Here is a 26,470-nt window from a genome sequence, read left to right as displayed (position 1 = left end):
TCAACCTTTGCGCTGATACACCCATGCGCCGTCCTCACGGCGCGCCCGGGTCACGGCTCCAGTGTGATAAAGATGGTTCAGATGCGCAACCGCCTCGACCAGCGCAAGCCCGTATTCGCCGTCGCGGATGGGGCGTTTGAACAGGGTCACGAAACAATCCGACGCCGCCTTGGGCGCGTCCAGATCGTCCAGCAGGCGTGCAAGAGCGCCGTGATGGTTCTCGATCAGTTGCTTCATGCGGATCGGCAGGCCGATGAAGGGCAGTTTGTGCCCTGGCAACACCACCTGATCGGGCCGCGCCAGCTGTTGCAGGCGCTCGCAGGCCTCCAGCCAGTCGGACACCGGGTCAGCCATCGGCTCGGTGGCATAGACGCCCAGGTTCGGGCTGATCGAACTGAGGATCTGGTCGCCCGAGATCACTAGGTTGTCGTCGCGGCTCCAGAACGTGGCGTGTTCGGGGGCATGGCCATTGCCCATATGCACGTCCCAGTCCCGCCCGCCCATACGGATCACGTCGCCCCGCTTGATGCGGACAAAGCCCAGAGGCATCGGATAGACCGTGTCGGCAAAATTGAAGGGCCGCTCGGACATGCGCTTGGCCAGGATCTCGGGGGCCATGCCGGCGCTGCGGTAGAATTCCAGCGTCTCTTCCGGCCAGCTCTCCTGCACGTCCAGCGTCAGCATTCGCGCAAACAGCCATGCGGTACGGCTCGAAACCAGATCGGCGCCGTGCTCCGACTGGAACCACCCGGCATTTCCGACGTGGTCGGGGTGGTGATGCGTAACCACCACCCGGGTCACCGGCTTGCCCGCAAGCGGCCCGGCCATCAGGTCGGACCACAGGCCGCGCGTCTTTTTCGATGAAATCCCGGTGTCGATCACCGTCCAGCCATCGCCGTCATCCAGCGCGTAGACATTGACGTGGTCCAGCGCCATCGGCAGCGGCAGGCGCATCCAAAGCACGCCCTCGGCGATCTCGGTGGCTTGTCCGGGCGCGGGCGGCTCGGGCCAGGGATGGCGAAACGCCGGAGGCCGCGCGCCGTCCATCACGCGGCCAGTTCGTCGGCGCTGAGCGCGAACAGGTCTTTGGCCCCGATCTGCGCCTGATCCAGCAGGCCCGCGTATTCCGGCAGGCGCGCGGTGATGTAGTACCGCGCCAGCTTGGCGCGCGGACCATCCGGATCGGCCAAAGCGGCGATCAGGTGGTAATGCGCACCCAGCACGCGGGCAAAGGCGTTCAGATAGGCCACGGCCCCGGCAAAGCGATTGTTCATGTCCTCTTGCGCCACCAGCCACTCGGTCGCCTCGCGCAGGGATTCAGTCGCCTCCCATACCGGGCCGGCCAGCTCGGGCACGGTGGCGCGGGCGCGCTCGGCATGATCTTCGATCTCGTCCAGCAGGCGGGCGGCGGCTTCGCCCCCGTCCATCATCTTGCGGCCGACAAGGTCCATGGCCTGAATGCCGTTGGTCCCCTCGTAGATCGCGGTGACGCGAACATCGCGGTAATACTGCGCGGCGCCGGTTTCCTCGACATACCCCATGCCGCCATGCACCTGCAGGCCGGTCTCGGCCACGCGCATGCCGGTCTGGGTGCCGAAAGCCTTGCAGATCGGGGTCAGCAGGGCCGCCCGCGCGGCCCAGTCGGCGTTGTCGGTGGCCTTGGCCATGTCGATGGCCGCGGCATTGGCCAGCATGATCGCACGGGCGGCGAACAGGTCGGCCCGCATGTCCATCAGCATCCGGCGCACATCGGCATGATCGATGATCGTGCCCGAAGGCGTCTTGCCCTGCTTGCGTTCCAGAGCATAGGCCAACGCGTGCTGATAGGAGCCCTCGGCCGCGCCCACGCCCTGCCCGCCGACGCCGAGGCGCGCGTTGTTCATCATCGTGAACATGGCGGCCATGCCCTTGTGTTCCTGGCCCACCAGCCAGCCCTTGGCGCCGTCATACTGCATCACGCAGGTGGGCGAGCCATGCAGTCCCATCTTGTGTTCCAACGACACCACCTTCAGGTCATTCGCCACGCCCGGATTACCGTTTTCATCGGGGATGAACTTGGGCACCAGGAACAGGGAAATCCCCTTGGTCCCCGGCGCGCCATCGGGCAGACGGGCCAGAACCAGGTGGCAGACATTCTCGCAGAAATCATTGTCGCCCCACGAGATGTAGATCTTCTGCCCGGTGATCGCATAGGTACCATCGCCGTTGGGTTCGGCCTTGGACGTCAGCGCGCCGACGTCAGACCCGGCCTGCGGTTCGGTCAGGTTCATCGTGCCCGACCATTCGCCCGACATCAGTTTGGGCAGGTACAGCGCCTTGAGCTCTTCGCTGGCGTGGTGTTCCAGCGCCTCGATCTGACCCTGGCTCATCAACGGGGCCAGCTGCAGCGACAGACAGGCGGCGCTCATCATCTCGTTGACGGCGGTGGTCACGGTCATGGGCAGGCCCATGCCGCCGTATTCAGGGTCACCGCTCATGCCGATCCAGCCACCCTCGGCGATCGCCTTCCAGCCATCGGCATAGCCGGGCGAGGTCCGCAAAACCCCGTTTTCCAGTCGCGCCGGCTCAAGATCGCCGGGGCGCTGCAGGGGGGCCATTACCTCTTCGCACATCTTGCCGGCCTCGGTCAGGATGGCGCTGACCACGTCCGGGGTGGCCTCGGCGAACTTCTCGGTCGCGGCGACGTCCTTGAACCCCACCACCTTGTCCATCAGGAACTCGTAATCAGTGACAGGAGCGCGATATGGCATGGTTTCCCCCGGAAATCGTGTGTCGGTCGCAATGGCGGGCTTGGAATCCATGGCCCGCGCCGGTATTCATCTAAGCTTGTTCGATTACCTATCCGTCCCCCTGTTGCAAGCAACCAAAACGCCGCGTCACCACCCATGATCCCCAACAGCACGCAATATCTGGATGCTGATCCCGCCGGGATTGCAGCCGCGGCCGACCTGCTGCGCCAGGGACTGCTGGTCGCCTTCCCGACCGAGACCGTCTACGGGCTGGGCGGCGACGCCCGCAAAGGCGAGGCAGTCGCCGCGATCTACGCCGCCAAGGGGCGACCCAGTTTCAACCCGCTTATCGCGCATGTCGCCTCGGTCGAGGCCGCCAAACGCTATGTCGAGTGGTCGGACCATGCCGAACGACTGGCGGCTGCGTTCTGGCCCGGTCCGCTGACGCTGGTGCTGCCGCTGCGCGCAGGGCATGGCGTGTCCTCGCTGGTGACGGCGGGGCTGGAGACGCTGGCCGTGCGGGTGCCCGCCCACCCAACCGCTCGCGCATTGCTGAGCGCAGTTGACGGACCCGTCGCTGCCCCTTCGGCAAACCCCTCCGGTCGGATCAGCCCAACCACTGCGGCGCATGTGCGCGCCGGTCTGGACGGTCGGATCGCCGCCGTACTGGATGACGGACCCTGTTCAGTCGGGTTGGAATCGACCATCGTGGGCTTGGCCGGCACCCCCGCTTCGCTGCGGCCCGGCGGTGTGGCACTGGAACAGATCGAAACGGTTCTAGGCACGCGCCTGACTCGCCACAAGCCCGGAGATCTGCTGACCGCTCCGGGGCAGTTGCTGTCACATTATGCTCCGGATGCACCGGTGCGGCTGAACGCCACCGAGCGGCGCGGGGACGAGCTGCTGCTGGGATTTGGCAATGTCGATTGCGACCGCAACCTGTCTGCCAGGGGTGACTTGATCCAAGCGGCGGCAAACCTGTTTGCGTATCTGCACGAACTGGACGGTACGGGGCGGCCGATTGCCGTCAGCCCGATCCCTTCCGAGGGCGTGGGGGCGGCCATCAACGACCGCCTGCGCCGGGCCGCGGCGCCGCGCAACTCCTGATCAGGCCCGACCGGCGCTGGCCGACAGCGTCAGCGGATCGACACCCAGCGTGGCCAAGGCGGCCTCCCACTTTTCGTCGTCGGCAACGTCAAAGACCAGTTTCGATGTAGCATCGGTCGTTAACCAGCCATTGGCCGCGATCTCATCTTCCAGCTGTCCAGGCCCCCATCCCGAATAGCCCAGCATCAGCATCGAGTTCAGCGGCCCTTTGCCAGAAGCGATATCTTCGAGCACGTCCAGCGTCGCCGTCATGCTGAAATCGCCGGCCACGTGCAGCGAATGCAGATTTGCGTCGTAGTCCGCGCTGTGCAGGACAAACCCCCGGGACAATTCGACTGGGCCACCGAAATGCACAAGGCGCTCTCCGACAACCGGGATGCGGCACGCGATGTTCAACTGTTCAAGAAGCGTCTTGATCCGCAAATCCGACGGTTTGTTCACGATCAGACCCATAGCGCCGTCATCGCCGTGGCTGCACAGATACACCACTGAATGATCAAAGCGCGGATCGCCCATGCCGGGCATCGCAATCAACAGTTTTCCAGTCAGATCCATCAAAAAACTCGTGCGGCTTATTCCCTTACAATGACCTTGCGGAACCCGGATTGGCAAGGGATCACGCCTGAAATCCCGCGATTTCTGCCGGTGACCAGAACGTGACTTGGCAAACCTGCCCGCAAGTCGCATGTATGGATCATGAGATCGCTGTTCAAACCCGTCCTGACCGTTGTTTCAGCTTGTCTGGCCCTGGCTGCGCCTGCGCAGGCGCAATCGATCGACTCGATCGTCCGGCTGGACGTGATCGATGGCGGCCAATCCGAGGATGGAACCTATCTCACCGCGATCCGATTGGATCTGGAACCCGGATGGAAGACCTATTGGCGGGCCCCCGGTGACGCCGGCATTCCGCCTGAATTCGACTGGCGCCGCTCCGGCAATGTCGGCGCGGTTGCGATCACGTGGCCCACGCCGCATGTCTTTGACCAGAACGGCCTGAAGTCCATCGGCTACGAAAAACAGCTGGTGTTGCCGGTTCGGATTACGCCCAAGGACGCATCCAAACCGGTCCGGTTGCGCGGCGAGGTCGATCTGGGGGTGTGCAAGGATGTCTGCATACCCGCTTCTTTGAAATTCGACCACGAACTGGACGCCGGCGCAGCAAGAAATCCGGCGATCGCGGCTGCGCTTGCGCAACGGCCCTTCTCTGCACGCGAGGCTGGCGTTACCGGCGCGGCCTGTCGCCTGAGCCCGACCGCGGACGGTTTGCAGGTTCAGGTACAGATCGACATGCCCTCGGCCGGTGGCGCCGAACTTGCGGTGATCGAACCGGGGAACCCGGCCCTGTGGGCCTCGCAGACTGAAACCAAGCGGCAAGGCAACCGGCTGACCGCCACGTCCGAGGTGATCAGCCCAGACGGTCAGCCCTTTGCGCTGGACCGGTCCGCCGTGCGGATCACGGTTCTGGGGACCAAACACGCGGTCGACATTCTGGGCTGCAGCGCGGGCTGAGCGGATGCAGCAGGTTCCCCGGATCGGCGCACTGGCGGTTGTCGTAGATCAGGGCCATGTCCTGCTGGTGCAACGCAGCAAGGCCCCCGATGCCGGTCTCTGGGGATTTCCCGGCGGCCATGTGGAGTGGGGCGAAACTGTCCTGCAGGCCGCCGCGCGCGAGTTGATGGAAGAAACCGGTATCGAAGCAACCCCGCAGGCGTATCTGGGCAACCTTGATCTGCTGGTCCGGGATGCGGCCGGACAGATCACCGCCCACTATTTGCTGGTCGGCGTGTCCTGCCGCTTCGGATCCGGCACTCCGGTCGCAGCGGATGATGCGCAGGATGCGCGTTGGTTCCCAATCCGGCAGGTGCTGGACCGCGACCTTGCCATGAGCGACCGGGTGCCCGACCTTCTGTCTCAGGCACTGGCCCGGGATGAAAGCCTGACATAAAGCGCCCCGGACACGATCAGGCTGACGGCCAGAATGGCAACCGCACCGGCCGCGAACGCTCCCAGCCCCATTCTCAGCAATGCCAGACCGTCCTCGCCGCCGTACAGCCCGGACAGCACACCCAGCGGCGCGCCGGCCAGAACCGGCCAGACCATCGTGACCAGCAGCCAGAGGATCATCGCCCCGCCCGTCCCCGCGGCCGCGACCCGGACCACCTTGTCCGGCGCCCGCAAGGCGCGGCGCATCGCCGTCATCGGGCGAGAAATATCACTCAGGATCGCCAGCAACGCGGGAACCAGGAGCAGCACCAGCACCATGCCGAACCCGAGCCCGTAGACCAGCGTGATCACCGTGGGTTTGAGGAATTGCGCCTGCTGCGACCCTTCGTACAGCAATGGGGCCAGCCCCATCACCGTCGTCAGCGTGGTCAGCATCACGGGGCGCAACCGGTCAGCGGTGCCTTCTATGATCGAGGGCACCAGCCCGCGATCCTGCTGATACCCATCAATGGTCGTTATCAAAACGATCGAGTCATTGATGATGATCCCGGTCATGCCCAACAGGCCGACGACCGTGAACATGCTTAGCGGAACGCCCCAGATGTAATGCCCCCAGATGGTGCCTACCAGACCAAAGGGAATGATCGCCATCACCACCAGCGGCCTTGTCCAACTGGCGAAGATCCACGCCAGAACAAGGTAGATTCCGGTCAGACACAGGATCAGACCGGTACGCGCCTCGGTCAGGAACTCGTCCTCCTGTTCGCTCAGACCGGCCATGCGCCACTCGACCTGATACTCGGCGGCGATATCAGGCAGGATTTCCTCGCGCATGGCGCGGGTGATTTCCGCCGCCTGGGCCGGGTCATCCTCGGAAATGTCCCCGTTCACTGCGATCACCCGCAGGCCATTTTCCCGGCGCACCGTCGAGAACCCCGACTCGCGCTTGACCGAGACGATGTCAGCCAGCGGGACATAAACCCCGTCCGGTGAACGCATCAACGTGTGTTCCAGGAAATCGGCGGTCAGCTCGCTTTCGGGCAGTTCGACCCGGATCTCGGCGCTGCGAGGACCGTCGGGGAATGTCGCCGCCTCGATCCCGTTCAGCCGGTGACGCAGAACCCGGCCCAATGTCTCGATGCGGAAGCCCAGCGCCTCGCCCTGTGCCGTCAGATCCAGAATGTACTCTTCCTTGTCATAGGCCAGATTGTCTTCCAGCGCTGAAACCTCGGGGTATTTCGACAGTTCCGCCTGCAGGGCCTCGGACGCGGATTTCAGTGTGTTCACGTCCGCGCCGAAAAGCTGCACGTCGATGGCATCACCACCCGGACCCGAGCGCCAGCCGCGGAACGTCAGCAATTCGACCTTGGGATGGCGCGGCACGAATTCCTGCAGCTCGCCCACGAATTCAAAGCTGGAATAAGGCCGCAGGTCGGCATCGATCAGCTCGATCGAGATACCGCCCAGCAAATCGCCATCCTTGCCATCGGCGGCGGACAGACCATAACCGGCGCTCCCCCCGATCTCGGCCAGAACATAGTCGATCGGGTTGCGACCGTGGCGTTCTTCGTAGATCTGACCCAGCTCTTCCGTGGCGCGCTGCAGAATGTGCATCATTTCGATCGTGTCGGCGCGGGTAGCGCCTTCGGCCATGATGAAATTGCCGGTGACCGAGCCCCGCTCGGGCGCGTTGAAAAACCGCCAATTGACGTCGCCCTTGATGAACAGCGCTATCTGGCTGGCCAGAATGGCGATCATCAGGGCCACGACCACGTATCGCGCCCAGATTGCCCACGCCACCAAAGGTCGGAAAAGAGTGTCGCGCACCCAGCGAAAACCCCGGTTCACAACCCGGTTGGGCCAGTCATACCAGTGTTCCTTGGCCGAATGTGCGATAGCATGCGCCATGTGGTTCGGCAGGATCAGAAAACACTCGATCAACGATGCGATCAGTACAGCGATCACCGTAAAGGGAATGTCCCGGATCAGCTCTCCGAACCGTCCGCCAATGGCGGTCAGACCGAAAAAGGCGATCACGGTCGTGACCGTGGCCGCAAAAACCGGCATCGCCATTCGCCGGGCGGCGCGCTCGGCGGCAACGACCGGTGGCTCGCCCAGACGGCGGGCCCGGAAATCGGCGTGTTCCCCCACCACGATCGCATCATCCACCACGATACCCAGCGTGATGATAAGGCCGAACAACGAGACCATGTTGATCGACAGCCCGCCGATATACATGAAGGCGATGGCCGCCGACATCGCAACCGGGATACCGGCCGCGACCCAGAAAGCGATGCGCGCATTCAAGAACAGGAACAGCAGGCACACCACCAAGCCCAGCCCGACCAGCCCGTTGTCGATCAGAATGTCCAACCGGTCGGTAATGGCCTGCGCCCGGGTACGGATCAGCTCGACCGAGATACCATCCGGCAGGCTCGCCTGCATCTCGGCCACCACATCCTCGACCGTGTGCTGAATGTCGATCGCATCACCGAGGTTCGACCGGTCCACCCGGACGGACATGGCCGGATTTTCGCCAACGAAATAGCTGCGATTGCGGGTAACGCCCTCGACCCGGATCTGCGCGACATCGCCGACCACCAGCTTGGACCCGTCCGGATAGGTGCGCAAAGCGATGCGCTCGATCTCTTCCGGGGTGCGCTTTTCGACACCGGTGCGGATCCGGGCGTTTGCGCCGGTCACGTCCCCGGCCGGATTGGCCGTGACCTCGGCCGCAACCGCCGAGGCGATCTCGGACAGGGTGATGTCGTTGGCGATCAACTGCGCGGTGGGAACCTCGACCACGATGCGTGGGGCCGCAAGGCCGCGGATCGTGGTCCGCGTCACACCGGCAGCGAACAGCCGATTGATCAACTCATCTGTGAATTTGGCCAGCTGCCCGGTCTCGATCGGGCCGGTGAGGACAACATCCGTTACCCGGTCTCGCCAAGCGGCACGCCGGATGGACGGTTCTTCGGCATCCTCCGGCAGGTTGGTCACGCTGTCGACCGCGGTGCGCACTTCTTCGACGGCGCGGCTCATGTCCCAGTTGGGTTCAAATTCCAGCGCGATGCGGGCCGATCCTTCACGGGAGGTCGACTCGGTGCTGGCAACGCCTTCGACCGCCAGCAATGCAGGTTCAAGGATCTGGACAATCCCGTTGTCCACATCCTCGGGCCCCGCACCATCCCATTCGACGTTGACATTGACCCGTTCCAGGATCACGTCCGGAAAGAACTGCGCCCGCATGTTCGGCGCCGAAGCCGCGCCAAGGACCAGCATGACCACCAGCAGAAGGTTGGCAATGGTCCGGTGACGCGTGAAATAGCTGAGGATGCCGCTGGCCGCGCCCGGGATCTCGCGCATCATGGCGCCTATCCCCCGGCCCGGTTTTCAAGCCGCCGCAACAGAGACGACGGCACCTTCGCCTCGCTCAACTGAGCAAGAACACGGGTCTTGGCGTCCTGGGACATGCGGTCGCTGGCCTCGACCTGCGCCACCAACCGCGCGCGGTGCTCGTCCGTCAGCTCGACCATGTCCGGCTCGACCGCGGCGCTGTCTTCGATGCGAACCGGGCGCACGCGGACCCCCGACCCCAGCAGCGGGGTCCGACCGACCACGACTTCGCGCCCTTCCAGCCCGGCGCCGCGCAGCAGCACTTCGTCCCCTTGCCGGCGCACCAGCTCGACCGGGAGCGTTTCCAGCCGGTCGTCGTCGCCCAGCACCAGCACTGTGCCTTGCGCATCCAGAACCGAAGACGGGAGACGCACGACATTATCCAGCGGCTGTTCCTCGACCGAAACGGTCACGAAATCGCCGGGCTTGAACCCCGGCGCGTCATCAAGTCGGGCATAGAGCAATCGGCCGGTCTGGCCCTCGCCGGCCGACCCGCTGTCGCGGCTTATCCGACCGGTGGCGCTCAGGTCCGTGCCCGTCACCTCAAGCGAGATGGTCACTGGTGCCGGGATCAGCTTGCCCTGATCGTCCAGCAACCGCACGTATTGCGCGGTCGAAACACGGAACGCGACCTCCAGCGCGAACGGGTCGACCAGTTCGGCCAGCTTTTCATTTGCCGTGACCAGGCGCCCTTCAACCAGCGTGACACCAGTCAGCGTCCCGTCGAACCGGGCGCGGATGGTCATGTCTTCCAGATCGCGTTCCGCCGATTCCAAAGCGATACGGGCCCGCGCCAGCAACGTCGTTGCCTGATCGACGCGGGACTCGGCCTGCGCCAAAGCTATACGGCGCGACAACACGGTTTGCCGGGCCGAGGCCGCGGCCAATTCGGCTTCTTCAACGCTGGCTGTCGCGCCCACGCCACGGTCCAGCAAATCCTTCTGACGCTGCAGGGCCCGTTCCCGCAGATCCGATTGGGACTCGGCGGCCTTCAATTCATCCTGTGCCAAAAGCAGGGCGCGTTCGGCATCGCGTTCTTCAAACTGGGCATCCAGCAGGTCCGACCGCGCACGGTCCAGCGCCGCCTGCGCATCGGCCGGGTCCAGCTCGACCAGAATTTCGCCTGCGCGCACAACCCCGCCATCCTCGAAGTTTTCCGCCAGCCCGATGACGCGGCCGCCCAGCGCCGCCCGCAACTCCAGACGCCGGCGGCTTTGAACTTCGCCGAATGCTTCCAGATAGGGGGTCGCGGTTTGTGGCTCGGCCTTCTGAACCGTGACGGCGAACACGCGTTCGCGCGCCTGCGGGGGTTTGTTGTCGCGGGTCATGACCTCTTGCACTGCGCCGGTGATCATCTGCGCCGCGACAATCAACAGCGCAAGCATCAGGGATGCCAGAAAGACACCGATGAGGCTCTGCCGCAGAAATCGCATAGATCTTTCACTCCGGTTGCAACGGGACGCCGTCTATAAATAGGTAGCCGGGCCGGAAAAAATACCAACCCACAAGGCGGTTATGAGCCGTTAAACGTACGACCAGTCTACTTCCGTCGCAGATGTTCGTCCAATCTGGGCATGATTTCCACGAAATTGCAGGGCCGGTGGCGATAATCCAGCTGTTTTTCCAAAATGCCGTCCCAGGCATCCTTGCAGGCCCCCGGGCTGCCCGGCAGCGCAAACAGATAGGTTCCGCCGGCGACGCCACCTGTGGCCCGCGACTGTACCGCCGAGGTTCCGATCTTCTCCATCGAAATCAGTGTGAAGACGGTGCCAAAAGCCTCGATTTCCTTTTCGTAGACATCGCGATGCGCCTCGACCGTGACATCGCGCCCGGTCAAGCCGGTGCCGCCGGTCGAGATCACCACGTCAATCTCGGGGTCGGCGACCCACGCCCGCAACCGCTCGGCGATCTGGGCGCGCTCGTCCTGAATGATCTTGCGGTCGGCCACGGTGTGCCCCGCACGCTCGATCCGATCGACCAACGTTTGCCCCGAACGATCTTCGGCCAGTGACCGCGTGTCCGATACGGTCAGAACAGCGATGCGGATGGGGATGAATTCCATGGTTTCATCAATTCGGGACATGTCGTGTCAGGCTCTTTCCATGATGGCCAGCCGGGCCGCCAGCGCGACGAACACGCCGCCACTGACCCAGCCGAGAATTCGCGAAGCCCGCGGGCTGGAAATCAGCGCTCGCCCGGCGCCGCCGGCAAATGACCCCACCAGGGCATTCACGACGAACCCGCCCACAGCGATGATCGCGCCCAGCAGCAGAAACTGAGCCAGAACCGATCCGTTGGCCGGCGAGACGAATTGCGGGATGAAGGCCAGAACGAACAGAATGATCTTGGGGTTTGTCATGTTGACAAGCATCCCCTCGCGAAAGGCATGGCCCGACGACTGCATTGGAGCGTCAGTCCGGACGGCACCGTTTCTGATGGTGCCCCAGGCCAGATACAGCAGGTAGGCCACGCCCAGCCAGCGAATGACGTCGAACAGCCAGGGCATAGTCGCGACCGCCGCGCCAAGTCCCAGCCCAGCCAGCAGAACATGAACCATCAGACCGGTCGAAACACCGGCGCTGGCCACGATGGCCGATCGAGCACCCGACCGCAGCCCAAGCCCGAAGCAGAACATCATGTCAGCCCCCGGCGTCATGTTCAGCGCTATGGCGGCTGGGATGAAGGTCAACAGCGTTGCGTATTCGATCATGGATCGACCTCAAACCAATTCACCTTGGGCCCCAGATTTGCGATCCGGGTGCGACCGATCTCGCCGCGATAACCCCAGCTGTCGTGGATATGACCGCACAGAGCAAAGTCAGGTTGAATCCGTTCCACCGCGTCGCGCACCGCGCTCGATCCGATCGATTGCCCCTGCGAGGTCCGATCGCCTTTGCCCTTGGGCGGGGCATGCGTGATCAGGATGTCGGCCGACGGGCAGCGATTGAGCAGCTCTGCGGCCTCGGCTTCGGTCAGGTCGCAGGACCAGTCACCAAATGGCGTGACCGGTACGCCATAGCCAAGTCCGAACAGGCGCAGCCCGTCCACGGTCATGCCTGTTCCGTGCAGAACATGCACGCCGTCCGGCACGGCCGCCGCCAGTTCCTCGGCGCTTTCGGCGTTGCCGGGAACCAGAACCATCGGCGCGGATATGCCGGAAAGCATATCCATCGCCTCGTCCAGCCCCTGACGCATGTTGCAGTAATCACCCGCGCCGATCACCAGGTCAGCGTCGACGCTGGCTGCCACCAGTTCCGCAGCCCGATTGCGGGCCATATGCAGGTCGGAAAAGGCCAGAACCTTCATCCCTTGTTCTCCAGATATGCGCGCAGATCCAATAGATCGGCCCAGGCCTGGCGCTTGGCATGGGGCTGGCGCAGCAGATAGGCGGGGTGCAGCATGGGCAGAACCGGCAGATTCAGCGCCTGATCCCACTGCCCGCGAAGCCGCGTGATGCCGCGCTTGTTCAGAACCGCCTGGCAGCTGATGTTGCCCATCACCACCAGGACCTTTGGCTTGGACAGGGCCACGTGCCGTTCCAAAAACGGCTGCATCATCGCGATCTCGTCCGGCCGCGGGTCCCGGTTCTGCGGCGGGCGCCAGGGCAGGACATTGGTGATGTAGACGTTCTGGGCGCGGTCCATATCGATCGCGGCCAGCATCCGATCCAGCAACTGCCCGGCGCGGCCAACGAACGGCTTTCCAGCGCGGTCTTCTTCACGGCCCGGGGCCTCACCGACGATCATGACAGGCGCACCGGGTGTCCCATCAGCAAAGACCAACTGTCGCGCGCCACGCTTCAGATCGCAGTGTTCGAACGCCTCCAGAGCGGCGCGCAGCTGATCCAGAGACGATGCCGCAGACGCAGCCTTCTTTGCCTCGACCACCGGATCCGCCTTGGCGGGCTTTTGCACCGCGGGCTGCGCTACGGCGGATTTTTTGACCTTTGGCGCGGTATCCGGCAATGCATAGCGGTCAACCGGCGCGTCGACGATCGCGTCGGTTACGCCCAGCTCAACCTGCCATTCCAGCAGGGCACGCGCGGTGTAGGGGTCAAGGGCCGATTCCATGACCATCAATCTACTCAGCTTTGCGGGAAGGGAAAGCAAATTGGCCTTGCCTTGGCGCATTGCCGGGCCGACGATGGTCCCCGTCATGACGCGAACCCTGGGCCTTCTGCTGATCACTCTGTTCGCCCTGCTGCCCGGCGGGTCGGAGGCGCAGTCGTTTCTCAACAATCAAGGCCAATGCCGTGGGGGCCAGTTTCAGTGCGGTCTGAAATGCTGCTCGGTCGGCCAGCGCTGCAGCTATGACGGGTTCTGCATTCAGGCCGGGGGCACCTATTGCGGCGGCGGGCGGTCCTGCGGACCGTTCGAGAAATGCGTGGCCGGAGGCACCCGATGCGCGCCGGCAGGGGCAAACAAATGCGCCTCGCGGCTGGATTGCCCCGGCGGGACCTTTTGCAACGGGCGCGGCGAATGCCAGCCCGTGACGCCCGAATTCGACCCCTCACCGAAACCGGCATCGCCCTGCGATGACGGGCGGACCTGCGCAGCCGGTTCGACCTGCCTGCCGGGCGGCGGCTGTACGCGCCCCGGCTGGTACCTGTGTGAAGAGACCGGATCGCAATGCCGCACCGGGTTTAAGTGCTCGGCCAATCAGGGCTGCGTGCCCAGAAAGGCCGTCGATTGCGGATACGGCAAGTGGTGCCGGCCCGGCGAGCAGTGCCTGCCCGAAGGCGGATGCGAGAAACTGCCCGATGGGGACTGACTCCAGTTGCCCCGACGCGCTGCGCTTTCTATAAGCGGCGCGACTGTCAGACAGGAGCCCGGCCCATGCGTTTCGCCCATCGTCACCTACTTGGCATCGAGCATCTGTCCCAATCCGACATCACCGCCATTCTGGACCTGGCCGAAAAATACGTCGATCTGAACCGGCAATCGGCCAAGCACTCGGACGTTCTGGCGGGGCTGACCCAGATCAACATGTTCTTCGAGAATTCGACCCGCACGCAGGCCAGTTTCGAACTGGCGGGCAAGCGTCTGGGCGCAGATGTGATGAACATGGCGATGCAGGCCAGCTCGATCAAAAAGGGCGAGACCCTGATCGACACGGCGATGACGCTGAACGCGATGCATCCCGACCTGCTGGTGGTGCGGCACCCGCATTCGGGCGCGGTGGACCTGCTGGCGCAGAAGGTCAACTGCGCGGTGCTGAACGCCGGCGACGGGCGGCACGAGCACCCAACGCAGGCGCTGCTGGATGCGCTGACCATCCGCCGGGCCAAGGGGCGGCTGCACCGGTTGAACGTGGCGATCTGCGGGGATGTCGCCCATTCCCGCGTGGCGCGATCGAACCTGATCCTGCTGGGCAAGATGGAAAACCGCATCCGCCTGATCGGCCCGCCGACGCTGGTGCCCGCGCAATTCGCTGAATTCGGGGCCGAGATCCATGACGACATGACCGAGGGCCTGCGCGACGTGGACGTGGTGATGATGCTGCGCCTTCAGAAAGAGCGGATGGATGGCGGGTTCATCCCGTCGGAACGGGAATACTATCACCGCTATGGTCTGGACGCCGCCAAGCTGGCGCTGGCCAAGTCGGACGCCATCGTGATGCATCCCGGCCCGATGAACCGCGGGGTCGAGATCGACGGGACGCTGGCCGATGACATCAACCGCTCGGTCATCCAGGAGCAGGTCGAGATGGGCGTCGCCGTGCGCATGGCCGCGATGGAACTGCTGTCCCGCAACCTGAAGGAGGAGGCATGAGCGATCTGGACATCTCGGCTGGCGAGCGCGGCGTGATCCGCCTGTTCGCGCTGGACATGCGCCCCGAAGAGGCGAAGTTCCTGCGCGAGCCCGGCGCGGCAGACCAGATCCTTGGCGTCACTGGGCTGGACCCCGAGCAGATCGACGTGTTTCCGGTGTCCGACCTCGAGGACCTGGGCCTCTACGGCTATCTCAGCGAGGGCTGCGGCGTGTCCGAGGACCAGCTGGACCGGGCCAAACTGGAGTCGGTCGACGGCTGGGTTTTGGTGCTGCGCAGCGCGGCCCTGAGCGCGCGCGCGGCCACGCTGAGCCCCGACCCGCGCCTGCGCCTGATAGGCCTTTACACCGAAGAGGCCACGAACTGGAGCGGTGGCGCCATCGAGACCGAAAGCGCCCGACCCTACTCGGCCGCGCAAAATCCAGTTTCGAGCGAGCAACCCCGCCGGACGGGATCGGCCTTGCTTGCCTTGATCATCCTGTTGGTCATCGGAGGTGCTCTGTGGCTGATCCTGTGACCTTTGCGCCGGACAAGGGCGCCTATGTCCGTACCAACGCCTGGTTGGCCGCGGGCGCGATGGCGGGGGCGATGCTCGTGCTGTGGCTGATCGGAAATCCCTATGTCTGGACCGGCGCCCCGGCCGGTCTGGCGGCGGTGGGCGTCCGGGCGTGGTACCTGGCCTCGGAGGAACTGGTGGCCAACTGGCAGATGACCTACACCACCCTGACCGGACCCGGCGGGCGCAGCGTGCCGCTGAACCAGATCGCGGCCGTGAATATCATGGGCAGCTTCGTGCAGATCGTCACCAAAGGCGGCGACAAGCACCTGATCAAGTACCAGGCCGACCCGGCCGCCACCAAAGCCGCGATTGAAAGGGCAATGGCATGACCAACCTGATCTTCACCAACGCCCGCCTGATCGACCCCGAAGCCGGAACCGACGCCCTGGGCTGGCTGCATGTGGCCGACGGGCGCATCTTGGCCAGCGGCGACGGTCTGGCGCCCGAGGCGGACGCGCAGGTGATTGATTGCGGCGGTCAGTGTCTGGCCCCCGGCATCGTCGATATCGGCGTCAAGGTCTGCGAGCCGGGCGAGCGACACAAGGAAAGCTACAAATCCGCGGGCCTTGCCGCCGCGGCCGGAGGCGTGACCACAATGGTCACCCGCCCCGACACCCTGCCTGCGATCGACACGCCGGAAACGCTCGAGTTCGTCACCCGACGCGCGCAGGCCGACACGCCCGTCAACGTGCTGACCATGGCCGCACTGACTAAGGGCCGCGACGGGCGCGAGATGACCGAGATCGGGTTTCTGATGGATGCGGGCGCGGTGGCTTTCACCGACTGCGACCATGTGGTGACGGACACCAAGGTATTTTCCCGCGCGCTGACCTATGCCCGGGCCTGCGGCGCGCTTGTCATCGCCCACCCACAGGACCCGGGGCTGAGCCACGGTGCTGCCGCCACCAGCGGCAAATTCGCCGCCCTGCGCGGTCTGCCCGCCGTTTCGCCCATGGCCGAACGCATGGGGCTGGACCGCGACATCGCCTTGCTGGAAATGACCGGCGCGGCCTATCACGCCGATCAGATCACCACGGCCCGCGCCCTGCCCGCACTGGAACGGGCCAAGCGCAACGGGCTGGACATCACCGCCGGCACCTCGATCCATCACCTGACGCTGAACGAGCTGGACGTGGCGGACTATCGCACCTTCTTCAAGGTCAAGCCGCCGCTGCGCTCCGAGGATGACCGGCAGGCGGTGATCGAGGCCGTGCGGTCCGGCCTGATCGACACGATCAGCTCGATGCACACGCCGCAGGACGAGGAAAGCAAACGCCTCCCGTTCGAAGAGGCGGCCTCGGGCGCAGTGGCGCTGGAAACCCTGCTGCCGGCCGCACTGCGCCTGTATCATGCCGATCAACTGGACCTGCCGACCCTGTTCCGGGCCATGACACTGAATCCGGCGAAACGACTGGGGCTGGACTGCGGCCGCCTGAGCGCGGGCGCCCCGGCCGATCTGGTTCTGTTCGACCCGGATGTGCCCTTCGTGCTGGACCGGTTCACGCTGAAATCGAAATCGCAGAACACCCCGTTTGACGGACAGCGGATGCAGGGTAAGGTCACCGCAACCTACGTTGCAGGCAAAGAAATTTTCCGGAGATCCTGATGCCCGTTTTCGACAGCTCGACGACCCAACTGATTATCTGGGCCGCGATCGGATACCTGATGGGGTCGGTACCTTATGGCATGATCGTTGCGCGGGTGATGGGACTGGGCAACCTGCGCCAGATCGGGTCCGGCAATATTGGTGCCACCAACGTGTTGCGCACTGGCAGCAAGGCGGCGGCGGCGCTGACTCTTCTGTTCGACGCCGGCAAAGGCGTGGTCGCGGTCCTGCTGGCCCGGGCACTGGCCGGCGACGATGCCGCCCAGGTCGCGGCGCTGGCGGCTTTTGTCGGCCATTGCTACCCGGTCTGGCTGAGCTTCAAGGGCGGCAAGGGCGTGGCAACTTTCCTGGGCCTGTGGCTGGCGCTGGACTGGCGGGTGGGCGTTGCGTGCTGTCTGACATGGCTGGTCGCTGCTGCGATCTGGCGGATCTCGTCCCTCGGCGCGCTGGCCGCGGCAGCCCTGTCGACAACATGGGTGATGATCCTGACGGACGGGTCGACCTTTTTGCTGGGCGTCGTTCTGACGCTGCTGATTTACTGGCGCCACCGCGAAAATCTGGCCCGCATCAAGGCGGGAACAGAGCCCAAGATCGGGAAATCGTGACCGCGCCGGCCGACTTTTTGGACTCATTCTTTGCCTTGCCGGCGGGTTCGTTCACCGGAACCGCAAACGGTCGAAGCTATTCGGTCACGCGGCTGGCGATGGCCGGCGGCAAATCGCACAAGCTGGTCGCCCATGAACGGGGTGGTGCGGACTACATCAGTATGAACCTGTACCTGACGGATCAAAGCGGCGCTTTGCTGCGCCCCTGCGAGATGCCTGCCGCCAAGGTCGTACGCTTTGTTCTGGCCCTGGTACCCGACAGCTGAACCGCAGACCGATCTGCGCTTGCGAACAGACCGCCTGGCATTTCCGCACATTCACGTTTGATTGCTTTGAACGTGATCGCCGCCTTTCCCACCTGAGTTTTCGTGACGCTCAATTACCGGGTGCACGAAACGCAATTTCGGTGCTGAAACGCCCGCGCTTGGACATGCCGGGCAGCCCGATCACGAAAGGTGGAACCATGAACAAGATCAAATCCCTGTTGGGCGGCGTTGCGCTGTCTGTGGCAATCGCAAGCTCGGCCCTGGCGGCCGGGGTAGAAATCAACGCTTCGTCGACCGGTTTGGCGATGCAGGGTTACGACCCGGTGGCGTATTTCACTGAAGGCGAGCCGACCAAAGGCAGCTACAAGATCACGGCGTTGCACAACGATGCGCTGTACCGTTTTGCCACCGAAGAGAACAAGGCCGCATTCGAAGCCAATCCCGAGGCCTACCTGCCGGCCTATGGCGGCTACTGCGCCTTCGGAGCGGCCATGGGGTTCAAGTTTGACGGCGATCCGACCTACTGGAAGATCGTGGACAACAAGCTGTACCTGAACCTGTCGGAAGACATCCAGGAACGTTGGGAAGGCGACATCCCCGGCTTCATCGAAAAAGCCAGCGTCAACTGGGAAACGATCGCCGACAAGGATCCGGCCGAACTGCAGCAATAATCTGCTGAATTGGCGGCAAGGATCGGCGGCAGAATGCTTCTGCCGCCGATCGTGATTTGAAGCCCCACGACCCCGAACCTATCTGATCAGAACAACACTCCAAAAGGGCGGCCAGGCGCCGACCTTGTGGAAATCCGGGTCGGAATAACAGCGAAAAACCAATGATCCGGTCCACCGACCGGAACGTAATGATCAATACAAACCTTCAGGCCAACCAAAGGCCGAGGCAGAAAACTTCCAACGAAAGGATAGCAAGATGACGAGCAAACTGGCACTTTTGACCACCGTTGCAACTTTTGCGGCTGGCACCGCCATGGCGCAGTCCTCGGGCGATTGGACCGGGTTCTATGCAGGTGCGCAGGTCGGCTACGCGGATATCGGCACCAGCCTGTCCGGTGTGGACGGAGACGGCGCCATCGGCGGTCTGATCCTTGGTTACGACTATGATCTGGGCGACTGGGTCGTGGGCGGCGGCTTTGACTATGACTGGTCTGATGTCGACCTTTCGGGTGCCGCAACGGTCGAAGACGTCTGGCGACTGAAAGCCCGCGCCGGCTACAAGGTCAACCCGCAGGGGCTGCTGTATGGTGTCGCCGGTTACGCGGATGCGGGAACCGACACGCTGGGCAGCGACGATGGATGGTTCATCGGCGCTGGCTATGAACAGATCGTCGCGCCGAACGTCAGCATCGCGGGCGAGCTGCTGTACCACGAGTTCGACAATTTCAACTCGACCGGTGTCGACGTGGATGCAACCACGTTCCAGATCCGGGCGGCATACCGCTTCTGATCCCTCGCGCAGAATCGAACGGGCCCGGCACAGCGTGCCGGGCCTTTTTCATGGCACCAGGATCGTGCTTCCGGTTGTCTGTCGCGCCTCCAGTGCGCGGTGCGCCTCTGCAACCTGATCCAGTTCGAAGCGTTGATCGATGTGAATCTTGACCTCGGCGCCCGCCACCTTGCCGAACAGCCGCCGGGCCATGGCCTGACACACGGAATGGTCCGCGATATGGGTGAACAGCGTCGGCCGGGTGATCTTCAACGACCCTTTCTGCCCAAGAATGCCGATGTTGAACGGTGGCACGGGTCCAGACGCATTGCCGAAGGAAATCATCATCCCCAATGGCTTGAGGCAGTCCAGCGAGCCTTCGAACGTATCGGCACCAACAGAGTCCATGACCGCATCGACCCCTTTGCCGCCGGTAATCTCGGCCACGCGGGACGCAAAATCCTCGGTCCGGTAGTTGATGCAGTGTGTGGCGCCGTTGAACTGGGCCAGACGGCACTTGTCATCGGTCCCGGCCGTGCCGATCAGCTTGATGCCTTCGGATTTGGCCCACTGGCACGCGATCAGGCCGACACCCCCGGCGGCGGCATGGAACAGAACCGTATCACCACGTTTCAGCGGCGTGGTGCGGTGAAACAAGTATTCAACCGTCAAGCCCTTGAGCATCATGGCCGCCGCGGTCTCGAATGAGATTCCGCCGGGCAAGGGGCACACCTGCGACGCGGGCATCACCCGCGCTTCGCAATAGGCACCGGCCGGCACCGCTGCATAGGCCGCCCGCTGGCCCGGTTTCAGATGCGTCACGCCTTCGCCGACCGCCTCGATCACCCCGGCGGCTTCCATTCCCAGCGCGTGCGGCAGTTCCATCGGATACAGACCGGTCCGCTGGTAGACATCAATAAAATTCAGACCGCAGGCGTGATGGCGGATCCGAACTTCACCCGGTCCCGGGTCACCCAACGGTCTATCCTCGATCCTCAGCACCTCGGGGCCGCCGGTTTCGTGAATGACTACGGTACGCGCCGTTTTCAGCATGCTGACCTCCTTTTGCCTGGATCCAAGCTATCACTTCGGCGCCGCAGGGCAATCCGGCGATCTCGCAAGGGTGAACCAGGATTGGAAAAAACTGTGGTACACTAGGGTCAGGCGTTGCCGGGTCATCCGGCCACGGGCAACTTTTCGCCGGATGCATCCTGCGGCGCACCTGCGCCAAGGAAAGGGATGACAATGGCAAAGACAATCGGAAACCCGATCAGTTGGACCGCGCAGCAACTCGGCGCGACCAGCGATCACATCGCTGAAAACGTAACGGGCATCGGCAGCGCTGACACCCAGCATCTGCCGACGGTACAAACGCTGACGTTGCAAGACTTGCGAGAATGCCTGCGCGCCGGATACGAAGACTTTCTGGCGATCCGGGCCGATGCCATTTTCATCGTTCTGATCTACCCGATCGCGGGGCTTTTGATGTTCGGATTCGCGATGCAAGCCAACATGGTGCCACTTCTGGCTCCTCTGGTGGCCGGGTTTGCGCTGATCGGTCCGGTCGCTGCACTGGGCTTGTATGAGATCAGCCGCAAGCGGGAACAGGGGCACGAGGTTCACTGGCTGGACGCGTTGGGTGTTTTTCGATCCCCCTCGTTCGGCGCCATACTGGCACTGGCCTTTTACCTTGTCATGCTGTTGCTGGTCTGGCTGATGGTGGCACACGGCATCTATATCGAAACACTGGGTCCGCAGCCGCCAGAGACGCTGGGCCAATTTCTGACACAGGCTCTGACCACCGGCCCCGGCTGGACCATGATCATCGTCGGATCGGCGGTTGGGTTTCTGTTTGCTCTGGTGGCCTTGGCCGTCAGCGTTGTCAGCTTCCCGTTGCTGCTTGACCGCAAGGTCGGCCTGCCCGTGGCCGTGGTCACCTCGGTCCGGGTCCTGCGGCACAATCCGACCGTGATCCTGACCTGGGGTTTCATCGTCGCCGCGCTGCTGGTTCTTGGTGCGATCCCGCTGCTGTTGGGCCTGATCGTCGCAATGCCTGTCTTGGGGCACGCGACATGGCACCTCTATAGACGCGCCATCGCCTGAGCAAGGCGCGGGGCAACCCCCGCGCTGACATGCCTAGCCTGATACTTTCAAGACGATCTTGCCAATGTGGCCGGAGCTTTCCATGCGGGCATGCGCAGCGGCGGCATCGGCCAGATCAAATTCGCTGTCCATGACCGGGGCAACTTTTCCAGCCTCAAGCAGCGGCCAGACCGCCTCGTGCAGATCCTGCGCGATGCGTGCTTTGGCCAGATCGCTCTGTGGCCGCAGTGTGCTGCCGGTCAGGGTCAGGCGTTTGACCATCATCATAGCAAAGTTCAACTCGACGACGGGTCCTTGCAGAAACGCGATCTGAACCAGCCTGCCATCTTCGGCCAGCGCCTTGACGTTGCGAGGGATGTAATCGCCGCCAACCATGTCGAGAATCAGATCCGCCCCACCTTCGGCCCGCATGGCAGCAACAAAATCCTCGGTCTTGTAGTTGATCGCCTTCTCGGCCCCCAGGTCCAGACAGGCCTGGCATTTCTCGTCCGAACCAGCCGTCACGAAGACCCGGGCTCCGAAAGCGTTGGCCAGTTGAATGGCCGTGGTACCAATCCCGCTCGATCCCCCATGTACAAGGAACCGTTCGCCAGCCTTCAGCCCGCCACGAGTGAACACGTTTGACCAGACTGTAAAGAAGGTTTCGGGCAGGCAGGCGGCCTGTTTCAGGCCCAGGCCCGAGGGCACAGGCAGGCAATGTGCCGCCGGTGTTACCACGTATTCTGCATACCCGCCGCCAGGCAACAACGCACAGACCTGATCCCCCAGTGCCAACCCCGAGACGCCGGACCCGATGGCCACCACCTCGCCCGAAGCCTCGAGCCCGGGAAGGTCGCTGGCCCCCGGCGGCGGATCATAGGCCCCGGCCCGCTGCAGAGCGTCTGGGCGATTGACGCCGGCATAGGCCACTTTCAAAACCACCTGACCATGACCCGGCTCGGGCATGGGGCGTTCCGTCAGCTTGAGAACGTCCGGACCTCCGGGCGTGGTGATCTCAATGGCGCGCATCATCTGGGGCATTGGCAAAACTCCTTTGCGCAATGGGTATCAGGCGAATCGGGAAAGGCCCAGCAGCAAGAGGCAGTTACTTGCGCGGGTTCAGAAGACCCGGCAGATCGGCCCGCATCCTGACTGGCGCCCGAACCTGACTTGCCAGCCAGTTGGGAACCGCAAGGAACGGTTTGAATAGCGGATTGTTGTTCACCTGCGCCTTGAGCTTCTCGAACTGCATCACATCCGCAATGCGGCGATCCAGGAATTCCCATGTCCGCTGGTGGTCCGGGCTGTCATCGCCCAACCAGAACAACAGGGTCGAGGAATACACACCCGACAGCGTCGCGCGTTTGGTGTACCAATTGACATCATCCGAAGTGTCGCCCAGCGCATCCCAGATCAGGTCACAGGTGCCCCAGACCGCCTTGGCGCCATCTGCTGCATATGACGGCAACGAAAACAAAGTCACACCTCGGCGCACCGCCTCCCGGTCGGAGACCGCCTGCAGGCGGAAGCGCACTGCGGCGGCAATCCTGTCGCGGAACTTCAGATCGCTCAGGTCCTCGGAGTTCAGCCGTTCAAGCATCTCGGCGTCCCCGCGGGCGTGAAATGCGAGCGCCAGATCCACGGCGCCCCGCGGGCAGATGACCCGGGCCAGACCTTCGTCCAGATTGCAGTCGGCAATGGCCGCGCGAAAGCTCTCTTCGGACCAACCATCAAAAGGAACATGGGTCAGAATTGCATCCAGCAATTGCTGTTTTGCATCTTCATAGGTCACGGTCATGGCGGTCCTCCGACTGTTGGGCCCAGTACTAGACAAGTTAGGTCCGCTTTGCTATACGGCCAACTCCTGCAATTTCCTTGCAACTCTATCTAGAAAGGTGGTGACAACCACATGCAGGTTAGTGTTCGCGACAACAATGTCGATCAGGCGCTTCGTGCCCTGAAGAAAAAGCTGCAGCGCGAAGGCGTGTTCCGTGAAATGAAGCTGAAGCAACATTTCGAGAAACCGTCCGAGAAAAAAGCGCGCGAGAAAGCTGAAGCGATCCGCCGTGCCCGTAAACTGGCACGCAAGAAAGCCCAGCGCGAAGGTCTGCTCTAAGATCTTCCTCGTCCAGCTTTGGATGACACTATTTGACGACCCCCGAGGCATCGCCCGGGGGTTTGTCGTTTCAGTAGATCTTGGGCACGTACAATTCGTCCGGCAGAACCCGCCGTTCGTATTCGGGATTGTATTTCCGATCCGGCAGAGTGACCTTTTCGTGGGGCACCTCTTCGTACGGAATCTTGGTCAGAATATGCTCCATGCAGTTCAACCTTTCCCGCTTTTTGTCGTTGCCTTCGACAATGTACCAGGGGGCCTCGGGAATGTTGGTTCGAAACAGCATATCTTCCTTGGCCTTGGTATAGTCTTCCCAGCGGATCCGCGATTCCAGGTCCATCGGTGACAGTTTCCACTGCTTCATCGGATCGTGGATTCGCATCAGAAAGCGCAGTTGCTGTTCTTCGTCCGTGATCGAGAACCAGTATTTCAGCAAGATGATCCCCGACCGAACCAACATGCGCTCGAATTCGGGAACGTCCTGAAAGAACTGCTCGACCTGGGCCTCGGTGGCGAAGCCCATCACCCGTTCAACGCCCGCCCGGTTGTACCACGACCGGTCGAACAGAACGATCTCACCCGCCGCCGGCAAATGCGGCACATAGCGTTGAAAATACCACTGGCTCTGCTCGCGCCGGCTGGGGGCCGGCAAAGCAACGACACGTGCAACCCGCGGGTCCAGCCGTTGGGTGATCCGCTTGATTACCCCGCCCTTTCCAGCGCTGTCGCGCCCTTCGAACAGGATGCAAACCTTGGCGCCGGTATGCTGCACCCAGTCCTGAACCTTGATCAGTTCGGCCTGCAGGCGCAACAGGTTGCGGAAATAGACCTTGCGATCCAGCATTTCAGGATGCTGTTCGCGATAGATCTTGCGGACCTCCATCGACAGCATGGGTTCACTGAACTCGATCTCAAAATCCTCGTCCAGTGTGTCCTGCAACTCGGCTTCCAGCCAATCGTCGACTGTGTTCTCATAGTCTTCAGCCAAGGGCCTGCTCCTTATCTTTCAACAGTCTCGGACCATATCGGGTGCGTGTAACCGGCCAATGTCATGCCGACCTGTTTCCCGCCCCGAAGGCCAATATTGAACCGGCTCAACGGCAGATACAACCGCATCGGCAAGACTGCCGCACTAGGGTCAAACAGGCAGTGCGGTCGTCTTGAAAACGGTCCGCAGGGCGAACGAGCTTTGCATTTGCGCAACTCCGGGCAGGCGCGACAGATACTGGCGGTGGATGCGCGCAAAATCCTCGGTGTTTTCGGCGACCACCTTCAGAACATAATCCGCCGACCCGGCCATCAGGTGACACTCCAGAACGTCCGGAATGCGCCGGACCGCCCGCTCGAAAGCCTCCAGCACCTCCTCGGCCTGACCCTGCAAGGTGATCTCGACAAATACGGTTGTCGGCACCCCCAGTTTGCGCGCATTCAACAGCGCGACATAATCCCGGATATAGCCTTCCGCCTCAAGCCGCTGAACCCGGCGATGGCAGGCCGACGGTGACAGGTTGACCTGCTCGGACAGTTCCGCGTTCGACATGCGCCCCTTGCGCTGAAGGGCCGCCAGAATCTTTCGGTCAGTCGCATCAAGTGACATTCACGCACATCCGTTGCAAGATTTTCTCATTTCATCGAAAAATTTCCCACATATTAGCGCAGTTGCGCACCGAGTTTCACAGAAATTGCACCGCTTTCTGCACATAATTTGTGCAGTTTATGAATGGAGAGCCCCATGAAAATCGGTTGCCCGAAGGAAATCAAACCGCAGGAATTCCGCGTCGGCATGACCCCGAACGCCGCGCAGGAAGCGGTTGCCCGTGGTCACGAGGTCATCATCGAAACCGGCGCCGGGCTGGGTTCAGGCTTTGACAACGACGCCTATGTTGCCGCAGGCGCGCGCATCGTGGACACCGCGGAAGAGGTGTTCGCGACCGCCGACATGATCGTCAAGGTCAAGGAACCGCAAGCGGTCGAGCGCAAGATGCTGCGCGAAGGCCAGCTGCTGTTCACCTACCTGCACCTTGCGCCCGACCCTGAGCAAACCCACGATCTGCTGGCCTCGGGCTGCACGGCGATCGCCTATGAAACGGTAACTGATTCCAACGGTGGTCTGCCGCTGCTTGCCCCGATGTCCGAAGTCGCAGGTCGCCTGGCCCCGCAAGTGGGTTCGTGGACCCTGCAAAAAGCCAATGGCGGGCGCGGCGTTCTGATGGGCGGCGTCCCTGGTGTGGGCCCGGCCAAGGTTGTCGTGATCGGTGGCGGCGTCGTCGGCACGCATGCGGCTCAGGTGGCGGCGGGCATGGGCGCTGATGTGACCGTTCTGGACCGTTCGCTGCCGCGCCTTCGTTATCTGGACGACGTCTTCGGTGGCCGGTTCAAGAACCAGTACTCGACCGCCGGTGCTACGGCCGAGCTGATCCAGTCGGCGGATATGGTGATCGGGGCCGTTCTGATCCCGGGCGCGGCCGCCCCGAAACTGATCACCCGCGAGCAATTGTCGACCATGAAGCCAGGCGCGGTGCTTGTCGACGTTGCCATCGACCAGGGCGGCTGTTTCGAAACCTCCAAGGCAACGACGCACGCCGATCCGATCTATGAGGTCGATGGCATCATGCACTACTGCGTGGCCAATATGCCGGGCGCGGTGGCACGGACCTCGACCATCGCGCTGGGGAACGCAACGATGCCGTTCATGCTGGCGCTGGCCGACAAGGGCTGGAAACAGGCATGTCAGGACGATCCCCACCTTCTGGCGGGCCTCAACGTGCACGCCGGCCAGTTGACCTACTATGCCGTAGGCAAGGCACTGGGGATCGACGTGGTTTCGCCCGCAATGGTCGTCAAGGCCTGA

At 63.1% G+C, this 26,470-nt stretch carries 29 protein-coding genes; 15 read left to right on the top strand and 14 right to left on the bottom strand.

All coding sequences use genetic code 11. From position 1 onward, the window contains the following. Together ACR0DA_RS16100 and ACR0DA_RS16095 are read right to left on the bottom strand one after the other, a co-directional pair. Positions 1–1,047, bottom strand: a complete 1,047-nt coding sequence (locus ACR0DA_RS16100; RefSeq protein ID WP_480754888.1) for an MBL fold metallo-hydrolase — start codon at positions 1,045–1,047, stop codon at positions 1–3. After that, positions 1,047–2,750, bottom strand: a complete 1,704-nt coding sequence (locus ACR0DA_RS16095) for an acyl-CoA dehydrogenase (protein WP_170342280.1) — start codon at positions 2,748–2,750, stop codon at positions 1,047–1,049. The genes ACR0DA_RS16100 and ACR0DA_RS16095 overlap by 1 nt, the downstream gene beginning before the upstream one ends. Positions 2,751–2,885: 135 nt before the next feature. Here ACR0DA_RS16095 and ACR0DA_RS16090 point away from each other — a divergent pair, with 135 nt between their 5' ends. Continuing rightward, the gene (locus tag ACR0DA_RS16090; RefSeq protein ID WP_480754886.1) at positions 2,886–3,836 is read left to right on the top strand and encodes an L-threonylcarbamoyladenylate synthase; all 951 of its coding nucleotides are present in this window, start codon (positions 2,886–2,888) and stop codon (positions 3,834–3,836) included. Here ACR0DA_RS16090 and ACR0DA_RS16085 read toward each other — a convergent pair whose 3' ends face one another. Further along, positions 3,837–4,391, bottom strand: a complete 555-nt coding sequence (locus tag ACR0DA_RS16085) for a YqgE/AlgH family protein (protein ID WP_093963536.1) — start codon at positions 4,389–4,391, stop codon at positions 3,837–3,839. 141 nt (positions 4,392–4,532) lie between these two features. Between ACR0DA_RS16085 and ACR0DA_RS16080 the strand changes: the two genes are divergently transcribed. After that, a complete protein-coding gene (locus ACR0DA_RS16080; RefSeq protein ID WP_480754885.1) occupies positions 4,533–5,345 on the top strand; it encodes a protein-disulfide reductase DsbD domain-containing protein in 813 nt (270 codons plus the stop codon). A gap of 4 nt (positions 5,346–5,349) precedes the next feature. Further along, positions 5,350–5,781: an NUDIX hydrolase gene (locus ACR0DA_RS16075; protein ID WP_170391794.1), complete on the top strand. Its 432-nt coding sequence runs from the start codon at positions 5,350–5,352 to the stop codon at positions 5,779–5,781. On the opposite strand, the gene ACR0DA_RS16070 is transcribed toward ACR0DA_RS16075, so the two are convergent. From ACR0DA_RS16070 to ACR0DA_RS16045, 6 genes are all read right to left on the bottom strand, one after another. Continuing rightward, positions 5,748–9,149: an efflux RND transporter permease subunit gene (locus ACR0DA_RS16070; RefSeq protein ID WP_480754883.1), complete on the bottom strand. Its 3,402-nt coding sequence runs from the start codon at positions 9,147–9,149 to the stop codon at positions 5,748–5,750. The two genes, ACR0DA_RS16075 and ACR0DA_RS16070, sit on opposite strands and share 34 nt — an antisense overlap. Before the next feature lie 5 nt (positions 9,150–9,154). Next, positions 9,155–10,609: an efflux RND transporter periplasmic adaptor subunit gene (locus ACR0DA_RS16065; protein ID WP_480754877.1), complete on the bottom strand. Its 1,455-nt coding sequence runs from the start codon at positions 10,607–10,609 to the stop codon at positions 9,155–9,157. 107 nt (positions 10,610–10,716) lie between these two features. Beyond that, a complete protein-coding gene (gene moaB, locus ACR0DA_RS16060) occupies positions 10,717–11,259 on the bottom strand; it encodes a molybdenum cofactor biosynthesis protein B (RefSeq protein WP_260064020.1) in 543 nt (180 codons plus the stop codon). A 6-nt stretch (positions 11,260–11,265) separates the two neighbouring features. Next, a complete protein-coding gene (locus ACR0DA_RS16055; RefSeq protein ID WP_170456549.1) occupies positions 11,266–11,886 on the bottom strand; it encodes a LysE family translocator in 621 nt (206 codons plus the stop codon). Further along, a complete protein-coding gene (locus tag ACR0DA_RS16050; RefSeq protein ID WP_480728419.1) occupies positions 11,883–12,482 on the bottom strand; it encodes a metallophosphoesterase family protein in 600 nt (199 codons plus the stop codon). Before ACR0DA_RS16050 ends, ACR0DA_RS16055 begins: the two co-directional genes overlap by 4 nt. Next, a complete protein-coding gene (locus ACR0DA_RS16045; RefSeq protein ID WP_170596143.1) occupies positions 12,479–13,246 on the bottom strand; it encodes a uracil-DNA glycosylase in 768 nt (255 codons plus the stop codon). The genes ACR0DA_RS16050 and ACR0DA_RS16045 overlap by 4 nt, the downstream gene beginning before the upstream one ends. Here ACR0DA_RS16045 and ACR0DA_RS16040 point away from each other — a divergent pair. The 9 genes from ACR0DA_RS16040 to ACR0DA_RS16000 all read left to right on the top strand — a co-directional run bounded on the left by ACR0DA_RS16040 (position 13,245) and on the right by ACR0DA_RS16000 (position 19,442). Then, positions 13,245–13,946: a scavenger receptor class F, member 2 gene (locus ACR0DA_RS16040; protein ID WP_480754875.1), complete on the top strand. Its 702-nt coding sequence runs from the start codon at positions 13,245–13,247 to the stop codon at positions 13,944–13,946. The two genes, ACR0DA_RS16045 and ACR0DA_RS16040, sit on opposite strands and share 2 nt — an antisense overlap. A 65-nt stretch (positions 13,947–14,011) precedes the next feature. Further along, complete coding sequence (locus ACR0DA_RS16035) at positions 14,012–14,947, top strand: aspartate carbamoyltransferase catalytic subunit (RefSeq protein WP_480754873.1); 936 nt, start codon at positions 14,012–14,014, stop codon at positions 14,945–14,947. After that, positions 14,944–15,462 carry a hypothetical protein gene (locus ACR0DA_RS16030; RefSeq protein ID WP_170360023.1) on the top strand — a complete coding sequence of 173 codons (519 nt, stop codon included), beginning with the start codon at positions 14,944–14,946 and terminating at the stop codon, positions 15,460–15,462. Before ACR0DA_RS16035 ends, ACR0DA_RS16030 begins: the two co-directional genes overlap by 4 nt. After that, positions 15,447–15,833: a hypothetical protein gene (locus ACR0DA_RS16025; protein ID WP_367646321.1), complete on the top strand. Its 387-nt coding sequence runs from the start codon at positions 15,447–15,449 to the stop codon at positions 15,831–15,833. Before ACR0DA_RS16030 ends, ACR0DA_RS16025 begins: the two co-directional genes overlap by 16 nt. Beyond that, a complete protein-coding gene (pyrC, locus tag ACR0DA_RS16020; protein WP_480754871.1) occupies positions 15,830–17,110 on the top strand; it encodes a dihydroorotase in 1,281 nt (426 codons plus the stop codon). Before ACR0DA_RS16025 ends, pyrC begins: the two co-directional genes overlap by 4 nt. After that, positions 17,110–17,715, top strand: coding sequence for a glycerol-3-phosphate 1-O-acyltransferase PlsY (plsY, locus tag ACR0DA_RS16015; RefSeq protein ID WP_170360019.1), 606 nt, complete (start codon positions 17,110–17,112; stop codon positions 17,713–17,715). Before pyrC ends, plsY begins: the two co-directional genes overlap by 1 nt. Beyond that, entirely contained in the window at positions 17,712–17,981 is a 270-nt protein-coding gene (locus tag ACR0DA_RS16010; protein ID WP_170360017.1) for a hypothetical protein, read from the top strand. Before plsY ends, ACR0DA_RS16010 begins: the two co-directional genes overlap by 4 nt. Positions 17,982–18,178: 197 nt before the next feature. After that, positions 18,179–18,652 (top strand): YHS domain-containing (seleno)protein, encoded by a 474-nt coding sequence (locus tag ACR0DA_RS16005; protein ID WP_170452187.1) that lies wholly within the window; start codon positions 18,179–18,181, stop codon positions 18,650–18,652. A gap of 256 nt (positions 18,653–18,908) precedes the next feature. Then, positions 18,909–19,442 carry an outer membrane protein gene (locus ACR0DA_RS16000; protein ID WP_093963551.1) on the top strand — a complete coding sequence of 178 codons (534 nt, stop codon included), beginning with the start codon at positions 18,909–18,911 and terminating at the stop codon, positions 19,440–19,442. A gap of 48 nt (positions 19,443–19,490) precedes the next feature. On the opposite strand, the gene ACR0DA_RS15995 is transcribed toward ACR0DA_RS16000, so the two are convergent. Beyond that, complete coding sequence (locus tag ACR0DA_RS15995; RefSeq protein ID WP_480754869.1) at positions 19,491–20,474, bottom strand: quinone oxidoreductase family protein; 984 nt, start codon at positions 20,472–20,474, stop codon at positions 19,491–19,493. Between the two features lie 192 nt (positions 20,475–20,666). Between ACR0DA_RS15995 and ACR0DA_RS15990 the strand changes: the two genes are divergently transcribed. Continuing rightward, positions 20,667–21,524, top strand: coding sequence for a DUF2189 domain-containing protein (locus tag ACR0DA_RS15990; protein ID WP_222457981.1), 858 nt, complete (start codon positions 20,667–20,669; stop codon positions 21,522–21,524). A gap of 33 nt (positions 21,525–21,557) precedes the next feature. Here the strand turns inward: ACR0DA_RS15990 and ACR0DA_RS15985 are convergent, their stop codons facing one another. Together ACR0DA_RS15985 and ACR0DA_RS15980 are read right to left on the bottom strand one after the other, a co-directional pair. Then, complete coding sequence (locus ACR0DA_RS15985; protein WP_480754867.1) at positions 21,558–22,544, bottom strand: NAD(P)H-quinone oxidoreductase; 987 nt, start codon at positions 22,542–22,544, stop codon at positions 21,558–21,560. Positions 22,545–22,608: 64 nt separating this feature from the next. Beyond that, positions 22,609–23,301: a COQ9 family protein gene (locus ACR0DA_RS15980; RefSeq protein WP_480754865.1), complete on the bottom strand. Its 693-nt coding sequence runs from the start codon at positions 23,299–23,301 to the stop codon at positions 22,609–22,611. Between the two features lie 111 nt (positions 23,302–23,412). Here ACR0DA_RS15980 and rpsU point away from each other — a divergent pair, with 111 nt between their 5' ends. Then, on the top strand, positions 23,413–23,619 hold the full coding sequence (gene rpsU / locus ACR0DA_RS15975; RefSeq protein WP_005614280.1) for a 30S ribosomal protein S21: 207 nt from the start codon (positions 23,413–23,415) through the stop codon (positions 23,617–23,619). Positions 23,620–23,689: 70 nt separating this feature from the next. Here rpsU and ppk2 read toward each other — a convergent pair whose 3' ends face one another. After that, entirely contained in the window at positions 23,690–24,607 is a 918-nt protein-coding gene (ppk2, locus tag ACR0DA_RS15970) for a polyphosphate kinase 2 (RefSeq protein WP_170360005.1), read from the bottom strand. A 150-nt stretch (positions 24,608–24,757) separates the two neighbouring features. Then, positions 24,758–25,216 (bottom strand): Lrp/AsnC family transcriptional regulator, encoded by a 459-nt coding sequence (locus ACR0DA_RS15965; protein ID WP_093963556.1) that lies wholly within the window; start codon positions 25,214–25,216, stop codon positions 24,758–24,760. A gap of 135 nt (positions 25,217–25,351) precedes the next feature. Between ACR0DA_RS15965 and ald the strand changes: the two genes are divergently transcribed. Next, entirely contained in the window at positions 25,352–26,470 is a 1,119-nt protein-coding gene (ald, locus tag ACR0DA_RS15960; protein WP_170342313.1) for an alanine dehydrogenase, read from the top strand.

The organism is Ruegeria sp. CI8, assembly GCF_056536865.1.
This window is presented reverse-complemented; position numbering and strand designations above follow the sequence as displayed.